The sequence below is a fragment of the Rhodoferax sp. genome (assembly GCF_025354435.1).
Classification (GTDB): domain Bacteria; phylum Pseudomonadota; class Gammaproteobacteria; order Burkholderiales; family Burkholderiaceae_C; genus Rhodoferax_B.
Genome location: NZ_JANXMU010000036.1, coordinates 63,019 through 76,369 on the forward strand (window position 1 = coordinate 63,019; position 13,351 = coordinate 76,369).

A 13,351-nucleotide genomic window follows, 5' to 3' on the forward strand; every position below is an offset into this window, starting at 1 on the left:
TATCAGGCCAACACACTCCCCGCTTCCCTCTACCTCCCCCCACTGTCACCCTGTGAGCCCAGGCTTACCTAGTGCAGTCTTGGGTCATTCCGGCTGTTTCCGCGCGTTGGTTCAGGCATCAATAGGCCCGATTTGGGCCGTATTGAATTGAAGAACATTTCTGGACCCTTGCTGGTCCAGTCAAAGGAAGCGCACCATGAAACGGATGCTGATTAACGCAACCCAGTCGGAAGAACGCCGGCTGGCGATTGTGGACGGGCAAAAACTGCTCGACTACGAAATTGAAATCGAGGGGCGCGAACAGCGCAAGGGCAATATCTACAAGGCCGTCGTCACCCGCGTCGAGCCCTCGCTGGAAGCCTGCTTCGTCGACTACGGCGAAGACCGCCACGGCTTTTTGCCGTTCAAGGAAATCTCCAAGCAATACTTCGCCCAAGGCGTGTCTGCCAGCCAAGCCCGTATCCAGGACGCCATCCGCGAAGGCCAGGAACTGCTGGTCCAGGTCGAAAAAGAAGAACGCGGCAACAAGGGTGCCGCCCTGACGACCTTTGTGTCGCTGGCTGGCCGCTATGTGGTGCTGATGCCCAACAACCCCCGTGGCGGTGGCGTATCGCGCCGCATCGAAGGCGACGACCGGGCCGAGCTCAAGGAAGCCATGGACCAGTTGGAATACCCCAACGGCTCCAGCATCATTGCCCGCACAGCCGGCATTGGCCGCAGCGCACCTGAACTGCAATGGGATTTGAACTACCTGCTCAAGTTGTGGACCGCCATCGACGGCGCAGGCAAGCAGGGCAAGGGCGCATTCCTGATTTACCAGGAATCCAGCCTGGTGATCCGCGCCATCCGCGACTACTTCAACACCGATATCGGCGACATCCTGATCGACACCGACGACGTGTACGAGCAGGCCCAGCAGTTCATGGCCCACGTGATGCCTGAGCACGCCGCCCGCGTCAAACGCTACCGCGACGACGCGCCGCTGTTCAGCCGCTTCCAGATCGAACACCAGATCGAATCGGCCTACGCCCGCACCGTGCAACTGCCCTCGGGCGGTGCCATCGTGATCGACCACACCGAAGCCCTGGTGTCGGTGGACGTCAACTCTGCCCGCTCCATCCGCGGTGGCGACATCGAAGAAACCGCCACCCGCACCAATCTGGAAGCCGCCGAAGAAGTGGCCCGCCAGATGCGTCTGCGCGATCTGGGTGGCCTGATCGTGATCGACTTTATCGACATGGAAGAGTCGCGCAACCGCCGCGATGTGGAAAACCGCCTGCGCGACGCGCTGCGCCAGGACCGCGCCCGTGTGCAGTTCGGCACCATCAGCAAGTTTGGCCTGATGGAAATGAGCCGCCAGCGCCTGCGCCCGGCGCTCAGCGAAGGTGCTTCGATTCCTTGCCCACGCTGCGGTGGTTCCGGCCACATCCGCGACACCGAATCTAGCGCGCTGCAAATTTTGCGCATCATCCAGGAAGAGTCGCTCAAGGACAACACCGCCTCGGTCATGTGCCAGGTGCCGGTGGACGTGGCCTCGTTCCTGCTGAACGAAAAGCGCACCGAAATCGCCAAGATCGAGCTCAAGCAGCGCATCAACGTGCTGATGGTGCCCAACAAGACGCTGGAAACGCCGAACTACAAGCTGGAACGCCTGAAGCACGACGATCCACGCCTCGACCACATCGAAGCCAGCTACAAAATGGCCGACGTGATGGACGATGCCACCTCGGTGACGCGCCGTTCGCAAGAGCCCACCAACAAGCAAACCCCGGTGATCAAGGGCGTACTGCCCGACGCACCCGCGCCGCAAGCCGTGCCCAAGGCCGTGGCCCCGGCACCCGTAGCGGCACCCGTTGCAGCGCCTGCACCGGTGGCTGCACCGGTCGAGGCGGGCTTCTTTGGCTGGCTGAAGAACCTGTTTGGTGCTGCACCAGCACCTGTGGTGGTGGCTCCGGCTGCCCCCGCACCAGCGCCTGTAACCGGCAAGTCCGATGACAAGCGCGAGCCCCGCAACCCGCGTGGCGACGGTGCCAGCCGTGGTGGCCGCAATGGCCGTGGCGGACGCGATGAAACTGCAGAACGTGGTGAAGGCCAAGGTCGCAACCGCGGCCCACGCAACGCGGAAGGCCGCGAAACCCGCGAGCCCCGTGAAGGCCAGGAAGCCCGCCCAGAACGTGCTCCGCGCAATGCGGGTGACCGTCCCGAACGCGCCGAGCGCCCAGACCGCAACGACGCGCTGCGTGCCGACGGCGAAGCCGCAGGCCGTGGCAGCCGCGGTGGCCGTGGCCGTGGCGAGCGTACACCGGGTCCGCGTGAGCGTTCCGAGGTGGATACCCAGGCCGCCCAGGCCGGTGAAGGCGTGGTGAACGATGCCGCCGCCAATGTCGAAGTCGGCGGTTCCGAGCGCGCCCCGCGCAACGCCGGTGAACGTGGCGAACGCAGCCCCCGCGGTGGCCGTGGTGGCCGTGGCCCGCGTGAAGACGGTGCCCCTGCCCAAGGCCGTGACCGCCAGGACGAGCCCCGCCCTGACCTTCGCGAACCCCGTGAACCTCGCGAACCCCAGCTGGATGCCAACGGTGAACCCGTGGCCGAGGCCCCCCGCGCACCCCGCCCCGAGCGCGAACCGCGTGCCGAACGCGAGCCCCGCCCCGAGCGTGAACCGCGTGAGCCCCGCGAACCCCGTGCCGAGCGCGAGCCCCGCATGGACCGCGAACCCGCTGAGCCCGCCGAACGCCCCGAGCGTCCGTCGTACTTCGCCGCCGCCCAGGCCGCAGCGCAAGCCAGTGCCGCCCAGCCGGTAGCGGACCAGGTCGATGCCGAAGCCGAACCAGCTGAGCGCAGCGACGAAGCGCGTCCTGAAGGCGAAGAGCCCCAGCGCCGCGAAAAGCGTTCCCGCGACCGTTATGGCCGCGACCGCAAGGACCGTGCGCCGCGCGACAACGCCGGTGAACCCGCTGCCTTTGTGCCCAACCCCGTGGAGTCGGATGCACAGCCGCAAGCCGAATCCTTGGTGGAGCGCGCTGCTGCGGTGGTGGCAGAGTTCGCACCTGTACCTACTCCAGCGCCCGTTGCTGCCGTGGTGGCCGAAGTCGCAGCACCTGCTGTCGTCGCACCGGTGGCGGCACCCGTTGCTGCGGTCGTGGCGGCACCGGTGGTGGCCCCCAAGCCTGTGTTTGCCCTGCCGACCGCCGAACTGGACCAACTGGCCCAGAGCTCCGGTCTGCAATGGGTAGGCACCAGCCCCGAGCGCGCTGCTGCGGTACAAGCCGCCATCGCCGCCGAGCCCATCGTGGTCCACGTATCCCGTGCACGCCCTGCGGTAGCTCCGGTCCAGGCCGAACCCCTGGTGATGGTGGAAACCAAGCGCGACCTGGGCAAGATGGACTTGCCGTTCTAAGCCATTGACCTGGCAATGAAAAAATGGACCTTCGGGTCCATTTTTTTTGGGCAATTTTTGGCTATCGTACGCTACAGTTTTTAACTATGCTTTTTATAGCTTTCCGTGCAGGTAAGTTAGGCGTTAGAGGCCTATTGAAGCCTCAAAAAACAGGCTAAAACTCAAAGAGTTAACCAGTCTAAGAAACGGAACGTACACCCCGCAAGAACCCGTGGAACCGGCTTTACCGGGCCACCAGCTTCGCCCCCTGCAAGGGGGGTTGGCGGAAACATGCGGGATCTGCCCTGCGGGCCGATCCCGGGGAAGTGTGTAGCCTGGGGGTGTTTTTATATTCCAGCAACTTGCTTGTAAGCCGCTTGCGCAGCGGCCAAGTCACCGCGCTGCTCGGCCAGGTCGGCCAAGGCGCGCCAGGCGCTGCGTTGCAGGCCGCTGTCTTCCAGTTGGTGGAGCGATTGCGTCAGCAGTTGCTGGGCTTTGCCCCAGAGCTGGTGGCGCAGGCAGGCCATGCCGGCCAGGTACTGCAGCCGGGCATCGCGCGGGTTGCGCTGTTGGGCGGCTTCGATGCGGTGCAGCCAAGGCAGGTCGGCGGGGCTGTTGGTGGCGGAGAAACCTGCCTCCAGCGCCCGAACCAGCTTGGTGCCAAAGGCGTGTTCCTGCTCAGGGTGGGCCACCATTTGCTCCCAGATGGGCAGCAGCCACATGCGCGCGGTGGCGGTGTCGCCTTGCAGGGTGGCCAGGCGCTGGGCGGCCTGGATGGCCACGTCGGGCATCAGGCGCTCGGTCGGTTCCAGTTCGGACCAGGCGCGTTGCAACTGGGCCGGGTCGTAGGCGGTGTTGAGCAGCTCCAGCGCCAGGCCACGCAGAATGCTTTGCGCCGCAGCGGGCGAGAAGGCCCGGTGCTTGGCCAGCAGGCGGGCGGTTTCCAGTGCGGGCAGGGTCTGGCGGGCCAGCCGGGTGGCTTTGAGGCGCACGCGCAGGGCCAGGGTGCGGCGGGCCGCGCCCTGGGGCAGGGCATCCAGCCACTGCAGGGCGGCATCGGCATCGCGGTCGGCCAGTGCCCAGTGGGCGGCGCGCAACTGGATGCCTTCGCGGGTTTCCTGGGTTTCCAGGGTGTTGCGCTGGGCGGTGCTGTCCAGGGCTTGCTGCAGGTGGCTGTCGCGGGTGGTTTTGTCTTGCAGCGAATGGCCGCTTTCGGCGGTGACCAGGTGGGCCAGAGCGCGCAGTTTGTCGCCGTGGGCCAGGGGGTGGCCGCTGGCCAGCAGGGCTTGTTCCTGGCGCAGGGCCACTTCGGCGGCCTTGCGGGCGCGCAGAAAACGCCCGGCCAGCAGATGGGAGAACGCATCCAGCAGCGCAGCGTGGGTGGCCCGCTCTTTTTGCTGCAGCCGCCAGCGCTGGGCTTGCTGTGGCATGGCGAACAGGGCCGACAAGGCCTTCAGGGCGTAGTGCAGGGCGATGAAGGTGGCCACAGTGAGCAGCAACACCAGGTTCAGCGACAGATCGACCCGGTACGGTGGCCAAAACACGGTGACCGTGCTTTGGTTGTTACCCGCCAGCAGGGCCGCTGCCACCGCCACGCCAAACAGGGCCAGGAGCCAGGCAATTGCGCGCATGGTTAGCGCCCCGCTGCGGCTGTGGCCAGGGCGGCCAGGGTTTCATCCACCTGTGGCAGCTCCACGGCCTTCATCTGGCCTTGTACTTCCTGCAGCAGGGTCGCCATGGACTGGGTTTTGCGCGAGGCGGGGTCGAAATATTTGTTCAGGGCGGTGGCGGCAGCGGTCAGGTCGGCGCGGGCCGAGGCCAACTGGCGGGCCAGCAAGCCCAGGCGGGCATTGAGCAGCTTGAGCTTGAGGTTTTCGCGCAGGAAAAAAGTTTGCTCGGGCGAGAGCAGGGCGGCTTCGGGCTGTTCGATACGGCTCACGCGCAGCAGTTTGCGGGCTTCCTGGTGCACCACGTCGAGCGCGCGCTGCCACCATTCGGCGGCCAGCGGCGGCGCGGTTTTGCCTGCGCCCACGGCGGAGGCGACCACCACGGCGTTGACGGTGGGCAGCTCGTCCACCTGGCGCACCAGCTCGTCCAGCTTGACCAGCAGGCCGGGGGTGTCGGTGGTGGTGGCGGCCTTGATGCGCTCGGTGTCGTGGGCGATGGCGCGCTGCAGCGGTGCCAGGCGCGGCTGGGCGGCGCGGGTGACGCGGTCGTCGGCGCTTTTCAGAGCGGCCAGCAGGGGTTCGATGCTGCCGGTGAGTTGGGCTTGCTGCTGGGCCAGGCGCACAGCGGATTCGATATCGACCACCAGGTTTTCATCGCGCGAGCGCGACAGGCTTTGCATCAGGTCTTCGAGCTGGGTGCGTTGCAGCGTGGTTTCGCTGATGCGGGCATCGGTGACGGCCTGGCGGGCGGCAATATCGCGGGCCTGGTCCTGCGCCTGGCTGGCAATGGTGCGGGCCTCGACGGCCTGGGCCCCTGCATCGGCGCTTTGGCGGGCCAGTTGTTCCTGGATATGGCTGAGCTTTTGCCACAGCATGCCGCTGCTGACCAGGGCCAGCACAGCTACGCCACCCGCCACCAGGGTCAGCATGCCGGACCCTTTGGCGGTCGGTGTTACTGCCGGCATGGGCGGGGCGGAATTTTCGGGGGGCAGCTCGACATTCATGCCAGCGATTCTATCGAGGCCACTATGTCGGCCAGCAAGGGACGTGACTCGCAAACAACACCAAAACCCGCACTGCGGGCCGCTTGCGCGATGCGGCCATGGGTGGCCACGGCGCGGGCGGCGCGGAAATCCTGGCCGGGCAACAGGCTTTGCAGGTGGGTAATCGCCTCAGAGCTACTAAACAGCCACACGCTGCCGTTGCTACAGGCCTGCTTCGCTTGTTGGAGCTGTTCGGGGCTGAACACCGGCAGGCAGCGCTCGTAGGCCACCACGGTGTCCAACTGCGCCCCGGCGGCGGTGAGTTGCTCGGCCAGCCAGCTGCGCCCTGCCGCTTCCCCGGTGTGGTCGCTGCCGCGCACCACCAAAATGCGGCTTCCTGGCTGCACCTGGGGGGCGACGATGTTCCACAGGGCTTCGGAGTCGAACTGGCCTGCGGCGGCATCCGGCGCGTCGATCTGCGTGGTCGCCACACCCGCCTGGTGCAGCGCCGCCACGGTGCCGGGTCCGGTAGCCCATGCTCTTGTTTTTATAGCTACTTGCGTATATATATTATGCGCTAGGGGTCTATTTGATGCATAAAAGTGCTGGACGGCGTTGCCGCTGACAAACATCACCGCCTGGTAGTCGGCCAGGGCTTGCCAGGCCTGTTGCACCGGCAGCGCGTTGGCCGCGGGTGCGATAGCGATCAGCGGCAGGGCGATGGCGTGTAGGCCCTGGGCGGACAGTTCGCGCACCCAGCGCTGGGCATCTTGCGCGGGCCGGGTGACGATGACTTGGGCCAAGGCTAAACCGCGCCGCCTGCACGCAACTGGGCCGCCACCTGTTCGCCCAGGGCGGTGGCGCTAGCCAGGTCGGTAATGGCGGCCTGCGCGCTGGCGGTTACCAGCGGCGCGGGCTGCTCGGCATCGCCCCAGGCGGCATTAATAATGAGTTGCCCGTCCACCCAAGTGGCAAACGCGGCCAGCGGCATGGAGCAGCTACCGCCCATGCTGCGGCTGACGGCGCGCTCGGCGGCCACGGCCTGCCAGGTGGCGGTGTGGGCCAGCGGAGCCAGGGCGGACACCAGATCGGTCCGGTCGGCGCGGATTTCGATGCCTAAAGCCCCTTGCCCTGCGGCAGGCAGCATGTCGGTGGCGGCAAAGCGGCTGCGGATGCGTTCGGGCAGGCCCAGGCGCAGCAGCCCGGCGCTGGCCAACACGATGGCATCGAACTGGCCTTCATTGAGCTTGCGCAAGCGGGTGTCCAGGTTGCCGCGCAGCGGGGCGATCTGCAGGTCGGGCCGCAGTGCGCGCAGCAGCACGGTGCGGCGTAGGCTGGAGGTGCCGACCACGCCGCCCTGCGGCACATCGGCCAGGGTGGCGTAGCGATTGGACACAAAGGCATCGCTAGGGTCTTCGCGCTCCAGCACGCAGGCCAGGGCAAAGCCCTCGGGCAGGTCCATGGGCACATCTTTTAGCGAGTGCACGGCGATGTCGGCGCGGCCTTCTTCCAGCGCCACTTCCAGCTCTTTGACAAACAGGCCCTTGCCGCCGACCTTGCTCAGCGAGCGGTCCAGGATCTGGTCACCGCGCGTGGTCATGCCCAAGAGGGTGACCGTGTGGCCGCGTTGCTGCAGCAGGGACTGGACGTGTTCGGCCTGCCACAGGGCCAAACGGCTCTCGCGGGTGGCGATGGTGATGTGCAAGGAGGGGGTGCTCAAACCGGTAACCTGTTGGTAATTTTTAGAAGAAATTGAAGGCATTTCAGGGGGACTTGGATGCTAGCATAGGGTTTGTCCGACCCTTTTAAGCACATTTAGGAAGTCCACGCATGACCACGGCAGATTCTCCCAGCGCCCCCAAGGCCGCCAAAACGGCGGGGGCCAAGGCTCTTGCACCAAAGTCTGCACCCAAGGTCGCTCCCACGGCGGCACGGTCTGCCAGCCGCGACAAGGCCAACGAGCGGCCCCTGGTAGAAGATATCCGCCTGCTGGGCCGTATTCTGGGCGATGTGATCCGCGAGCAAGAGGGCGTGGCTGCATTTGAGCTGGTGGAGCAGGTGCGCAAGCTGTCGGTGGCCTTCCGCCGCGATGCCGATGCCGAGGCCGACAAGGCGCTGAAGAAATTGCTCAAAGCCTTGACCGGCGACCAAACGGTGAGCGTGATGCGGGCCTTTACCTACTTCAGCCACCTGGCCAATCTGGCCGAAGACCGCCACCACATCCGCCGCCGCGCCGTGCACGAGCGTGCGGGCGACACCCAAGAGGGGAGCATAGAAGTGGCGCTGGCGCGCTTGCGCTGGGCTGGTATAGCTCCTAAAACAATAGCGCAGACCCTTGCCCACGCCTACGTGGCTCCGGTGCTCACCGCCCACCCCACTGAAGTGCAGCGCAAGAGCATTCTGGATGCCGAGCGCGACATCGCCCGGCTGCTGACGGTGCGCGACACTCTGCGCGAACGCACCCTGGTCGGCACCACCAAAGATGCCCTGGCCCCCCGCGAATTGGCCACCAATGAGGCGCAGTTACGGGCCCGCGTCATGCAACTGTGGCAAACCCGGCTGCTGCGCCGCTCCAAATTGACGGTGGCCGACGAGATCGAAAACGCGCTGAGCTACTACGAATCGACCTTTCTGCGCGAGATTCCCAAGATCTACGCCGACCTGGAAGGCGCGCTGGGCGACCACCCGGTGCACAGCTTCTTGCGCATGGGCCAGTGGATTGGCGGCGACCGCGACGGCAACCCTAATGTGAGCGCTCAAACGCTGGAATACGCGTTGCGCCGCCAAGCCGACGTAGCCTTGCGCCACTACCTGACCGAGGTGCATTACCTGGGCGGCGAGTTGTCGCTGTCGGCCGGGCTGGTGGGCATGACACCGGAGATGCAGGCGCTGGCCGCCAGCTCGCCCGACACCAATGTGCACCGCAAAGACGAGCCTTACCGTCTGGCGCTGACTGGCATCTATGCCCGCCTGGCCGCCACCCTGAAGGGACTGACCGGGGGCGATGCCGCCCGCCATGCCGTCGCGCCGCAAAACGCCTATCTGCTGGCCGAAGACTTTCTGGCCGATCTGCGCACGATCGAAGCCTCTTTGCTGGCCAACCACGGTGCCAGCCTGGCGGCCGAGCGCCTGCACCCGCTGATCCGCGCGGTGGAGGTGTTTGGCTTCCATCTGGCCACGGTGGACTTGCGCCAAAGCTCGGACAAGCACGAAGAGGTGGTAGCCGAACTACTGGCCACAGCCCGCATCCAGGCCGATTACTCCGCGCTGGACGAAATGGCCAAGCGCACGCTGCTGATGGGCCTGCTCAATGACGCGCGTTCGCTGCGCGTGGTCGGGGCCCAGTATTCCGAGCACACCTGCAAGGAAATCGCGATTTTCGAGGCGGCCCGCGAGTCTCGCGCCCGCTACGGCGTGCAGGCCATCCGCCACTACATCATCAGCCACACCGAGACGGTGAGCGATTTGCTGGAAGTGCTGCTGCTGCAAAAAGAAGTCGGCCTGATGCACCGCACGTTGGACAACAAGGCCACCGCCGACCTGATCGTGGTGCCTTTGTTCGAAACCATTGAAGATTTGCGCAACGCTGCGCCCATCATGCGCGAGTTCTACGCCCTGCCGAATGTGGCCGAACTGGTGCAGCGCAGCGGGGCCGAGCAGGACATCATGCTGGGCTACTCTGACAGCAACAAGGACGGCGGCATCTTCACCAGCAACTGGGAGCTGTACCGTGCCGAAATCGCGCTGGTAGACCTGTTCGACCAGTTGGCCAACAGCCACAACATCACCTTGCGCATGTTCCATGGCCGGGGCGGCACCGTGGGCCGCGGCGGTGGCCCGAGCTACCAGGCCATTCTGGCCCAGCCCCCCGGCACGGTGCGCGGCCAGATCCGCCTGACCGAGCAGGGCGAAGTCATTGGCTCCAAATACGCGAATCCTGAAATCGGCCGACGCAACCTGGAAACCCTGGTGGCCGCCACCCTGGAAGCCACGCTGCTGCAGCCCACCAAGTCCGCCACCCCGGCCTTCCTGAAGACCGCGGCGCAGCTCTCTACCGCCAGCATGGCCGCCTACCGGGCGCTGGTGTACGAAACACCGGGTTTCACCACCTACTTTTTCGAATCCACTCCCTTGCGCGAGATTGCCGAGCTGAACATTGGCTCGCGCCCCGCCGCCCGCAAGCCCTCGCAAAAGATCGAAGATCTGCGCGCCATTCCCTGGGGCTTTAGCTGGGGCCAGTGCCGCTTGACCTTGCCGGGCTGGTTTGGCTTTGGTTCGGCCGTGGAATCGTTTTTGAACGAAAACGGTCCTGCAGGCAAGAAGGACGCGCTGGCCGTGCTACAAAAAATGTACCGCCAATGGCCGTTCTTCAGCACCTTGCTGAGCAATATGGACATGGTGCTGGCCAAGAGCGACCTGGCCCTGGCCTCACGCTATGCCGAGCTGGTGAGCGATGCCAAGCTGCGCAAGCGCATTTTTGCCAGCATCGAGGCCGAGTGGCACCGCACCGCCAACGCACTGACCCAGATCACCGGCGAGAAGCAGCGCCTGTCGGGCAATGCCTCGCTGCAGCGCTCCATCCGCCATCGTTTCCCCTACATCGACCCGCTGCACCACCTGCAGGTGGAGCTGGTGCGGCGCTACCGGGCCGGGCAGGGCGACGAGCGGGTGCAGATCGGCATCCACATTTCTATCAATGGAATTGCGGCGGCGCTGCGCAATACGGGCTAAAACCGCCCGGCGGCGCTGAGATGCGCTATGTTGCTCTGCAATAATGAAAACCAATGGCCTCAGAACACGTTTTAGGGCCCTTGGTTTTTTATTTTGTGTGGAGTTTTATGCTGATCCAACCCGTTGTTCTTTCTGGCGGCTCAGGCACCCGCCTGTGGCCCCTGTCGCGCGAGAAATACCCCAAGCAACTGCTGCCACTGATCGGCGATGACTCGCTCTTGCAAGCCACCGTGCGCCGGGTTGAAGGATTGGGCGCAGGTAGCTTGGTCGCGCCCATGGTGGTTTGTAACGAGGAATACCGCTTCGTGATTGCCGAGCAGCTGCGCCAGATGGGCCAGCCTGGCAGCATCGTGTTGGAGCCCTGCGGCCGCAACACGGCACCCGCACTGACCCTGGCCGCATTGGCCGCGCTGTGCGGCGGGGCCGACCCGGTGCTGCTGGTTATGCCGGCCGACCACGTGATCGTGGACAAGCCTGCCTTCCAGACCGTGGTACGCCAGGGTGCATTATTGGCGGCCGAGGGGGCGGTGGTTACCTTTGGCATCACGCCCGACAGCCCCGAGACGGGCTACGGCTACATCCAGTCGGGGGCGCTGTACGGCAACGGCGGCGCATCCACCATCGCCCGGTTCGTTGAAAAACCCGACCAGGCCACAGCCCAAAGTTATTTGGACACCGGTACCTACTCGTGGAATAGCGGCCTGTTCATGGTCAAAGCTTCGGTGTGGCTGGCGGCGATGGCCGTGTGCCGGGCCGACATCCTGGCGGCTTGCCAGACCGCCTGGGACGCAGGCAGTACCGACGGCGAGTTTGTGCGCGTGGGCAAAGAGCTGTTTGCCGCTTGCCCCAGCGATTCCATCGACTACGCGGTGATGGAACGCATCGCCTCTGGCCAGGCCGGTTTGCCGCCGGGCGTGGTGATTCCGCTGGCGGCGGGCTGGTCCGACGTGGGTGCCTGGGACGCGCTGTGGCAGGTGTTGCCCAAGGACGGCGCGGGTAACGTGGCCCAGGGCGACGTGCTGCTGCACGACTGCCGCAACACCCTGGCCCTGTCCGAAGGCCGCCTGATCGCCTGCGTGGGCGTAGACGACATCGTGGTGGTGGAAACCGCCGACGCGATCCTGGTGGTCCACAAGGACAAGACCCAGGACGTGAAAAAAATTGTTGAAAGCCTCAAGAAACAAGGCCGCTCTGAGGGCCAACTGCACCGCAAAGTGTTCCGCCCCTGGGGCTGGTACGACAGCGTGGATAACGGTGCCCGCTTCCAGGTCAAGCGCATCGTGGTCAAGCCTGGTGGCACCCTGTCGCTGCAAATGCACCACCACCGCGCCGAGCACTGGATTGTGGTGTCGGGCACCGCCAAGGTCACCCGCGGCACCGAGACCTTTTTGGTCACCGAGAACGAATCCACCTACATCCCACTGGGCACCACCCATCGGCTGGAGAATCCGGGCCGGGTCGAGCTGGAAATGATCGAAGTGCAGTCCGGCAGCTACCTGGGCGAGGACGATATCGTCCGCTTTGAAGATGTCTATGGCCGCTAGCCAGGTCCGGCAATTTGATTTGATCGCCTTCGACTGGGACGGTACGCTGTTCGACTCCACGGCCATCATCACCCGCAGCATCCAGGAGGCCGTGCGCGACGTGGGCGGCACGGTGCCCAGCGATGCGGCGGCTTCGTACGTGATTGGCATGGACCTGATTCCTGCGCTGGCCCATGCCGCGCCGGATGTGCCTGCTTCCCAGCACGCTGCGTTGGGTGCGCGCTTCAGCCACCATTACCTGGCGCACCAGCACGATATCAGCCTGTTTGCCGGGGTGCTGCCCATGCTGGCTGCACTGAAGGCCCGCCAGTACTGCCTGGCCGTAGCCACCGGCAAGTCGCGCCGCGGTTTGGATGAAACCTTGCAGGCGGTGGAGTTGCAGGGCCTGTTTGACGGCTCCCGCACCGCCGATGAAACCCAGGGCAAGCCGCACCCGCGCATGCTGCATGAGTTGATGCGCGAATTTGGCGTGGCTCCCGAGCGCACCCTGATGGTGGGTGACACCACGCACGACCTGCAAATGGCCGTCAACGCCGGCTGCGCCAGTGTGGGCGTGGGCTACGGTGCGCATACCACCGAGGCGTTTGCGGCACTGAAGCCGCGTTTTGTGGCGCATTCGGTGGCCGAGCTGCACGCCTGGCTGCTGGCGCACGGCTGATTTTGGGAGCTGTACACCATGCAAGATATACAAGAAATTCCCCTGTGCAACACGGCTGAGCTCCGCGACGGCGGCGATGCCGTGCCGTTTGATGTGGCCTACCTGGGCGAGACCTGCCGGGCTTTTGCCATCCGCTACAACGGCCAGGCCTTTGCCTACCTCAATCGCTGCACCCATGTGCCCATGGAGCTGGACTACCAGCCGAACCGTATCTTTGACGATTCCGGTGAATGGCTACTGTGCGCTACCCACGGCGCGGCCTACCGGCCCGACACCGGCGAATGCGGTGGCGGCCCTTGCCGCGGCGGGTTGGTGAAGATAGCCCTGTCCGAGTCCAGCGGAGTGGTGCACTGGCATACTCGCGCCCAATTGCAACCTGTTGAGTTTTAACC

At 65.2% G+C, this 13,351-nt stretch carries 9 protein-coding genes; 5 read left to right on the forward strand and 4 right to left on the reverse strand.

Annotated elements, in window-relative coordinates; genetic code table 11:
* Window positions 1-196: 196 nt before the first annotated feature.
* A complete protein-coding gene (locus Q0T48_RS09195) occupies window positions 197-3,397 on the forward strand; it encodes an Rne/Rng family ribonuclease (RefSeq protein WP_295955418.1) in 3,201 nt (1,066 codons plus the stop codon).
* 326 nt (window positions 3,398-3,723) lie between these two features.
* Here Q0T48_RS09195 and Q0T48_RS09200 read toward each other — a convergent pair whose 3' ends face one another.
* The 4 genes from Q0T48_RS09200 to hemC are packed head-to-tail and all read right to left on the reverse strand — an operon-like array spanning window position 3,724 to window position 7,788.
* A complete protein-coding gene (locus tag Q0T48_RS09200) occupies window positions 3,724-5,007 on the reverse strand; it encodes a heme biosynthesis HemY N-terminal domain-containing protein (RefSeq protein ID WP_295955421.1) in 1,284 nt (427 codons plus the stop codon).
* A gap of 2 nt (window positions 5,008-5,009) precedes the next feature.
* Window positions 5,010-6,008 (reverse strand): uroporphyrinogen-III C-methyltransferase, encoded by a 999-nt coding sequence (locus tag Q0T48_RS09205; RefSeq protein ID WP_295955423.1) that lies wholly within the window; start codon window positions 6,006-6,008, stop codon window positions 5,010-5,012.
* 35 nt (window positions 6,009-6,043) lie between these two features.
* Window positions 6,044-6,829, reverse strand: a complete 786-nt coding sequence (locus Q0T48_RS09210) for a uroporphyrinogen-III synthase (protein ID WP_295955425.1) — start codon at window positions 6,827-6,829, stop codon at window positions 6,044-6,046.
* A gap of 2 nt (window positions 6,830-6,831) precedes the next feature.
* Window positions 6,832-7,788, reverse strand: coding sequence for a hydroxymethylbilane synthase (gene hemC, locus Q0T48_RS09215; RefSeq protein WP_295955427.1), 957 nt, complete (start codon window positions 7,786-7,788; stop codon window positions 6,832-6,834).
* A gap of 68 nt (window positions 7,789-7,856) precedes the next feature.
* On the opposite strand from hemC, the gene ppc reads away from it, so the two are divergent.
* The 4 genes from ppc (at window position 7,857) to Q0T48_RS09235 (ending at window position 13,349) form a co-directional block, all read left to right on the forward strand.
* A complete protein-coding gene (gene ppc / locus Q0T48_RS09220) occupies window positions 7,857-10,757 on the forward strand; it encodes a phosphoenolpyruvate carboxylase (protein ID WP_295955431.1) in 2,901 nt (966 codons plus the stop codon).
* A 107-nt stretch (window positions 10,758-10,864) separates the two neighbouring features.
* Entirely contained in the window at window positions 10,865-12,301 is a 1,437-nt protein-coding gene (locus Q0T48_RS09225; RefSeq protein ID WP_295955434.1) for a mannose-1-phosphate guanylyltransferase/mannose-6-phosphate isomerase, read from the forward strand.
* Window positions 12,291-12,959, forward strand: a complete 669-nt coding sequence (locus tag Q0T48_RS09230; RefSeq protein WP_295955437.1) for an HAD-IA family hydrolase — start codon at window positions 12,291-12,293, stop codon at window positions 12,957-12,959. Before Q0T48_RS09225 ends, Q0T48_RS09230 begins: the two co-directional genes overlap by 11 nt.
* Window positions 12,960-12,977: 18 nt before the next feature.
* Entirely contained in the window at window positions 12,978-13,349 is a 372-nt protein-coding gene (locus tag Q0T48_RS09235; RefSeq protein WP_295955440.1) for a Rieske 2Fe-2S domain-containing protein, read from the forward strand.
* Window positions 13,350-13,351: the final 2 nt, after the last annotated feature.

What these genes read in the sequence shown, in the direction of transcription:
- Q0T48_RS09195 (WP_295955418.1), top strand. Translation starts at nt 197, where the DNA reads ATGAAACGGATGCTGATTAACGCAACCCAGTCGGAAGAACGCCGGCTG.
- Q0T48_RS09200 (WP_295955421.1), bottom strand. Translation starts at nt 5,007, where the DNA reads ATGCGCGCAATTGCCTGGCTCCTGGCCCTGTTTGGCGTGGCGGTGGCA.
- Q0T48_RS09205 (WP_295955423.1), bottom strand. Translation starts at nt 6,008, where the DNA reads ATGCCGGCAGTAACACCGACCGCCAAAGGGTCCGGCATGCTGACCCTG.
- hemC (WP_295955427.1), bottom strand. Translation starts at nt 7,788, where the DNA reads ATGCCTTCAATTTCTTCTAAAAATTACCAACAGGTTACCGGTTTGAGC.
- ppc (WP_295955431.1), top strand. Translation starts at nt 7,857, where the DNA reads ATGACCACGGCAGATTCTCCCAGCGCCCCCAAGGCCGCCAAAACGGCG.
- Q0T48_RS09225 (WP_295955434.1), top strand. Translation starts at nt 10,865, where the DNA reads ATGCTGATCCAACCCGTTGTTCTTTCTGGCGGCTCAGGCACCCGCCTG.
- Q0T48_RS09230 (WP_295955437.1), top strand. Translation starts at nt 12,291, where the DNA reads ATGGCCGCTAGCCAGGTCCGGCAATTTGATTTGATCGCCTTCGACTGG.
- Q0T48_RS09235 (WP_295955440.1), top strand. Translation starts at nt 12,978, where the DNA reads ATGCAAGATATACAAGAAATTCCCCTGTGCAACACGGCTGAGCTCCGC.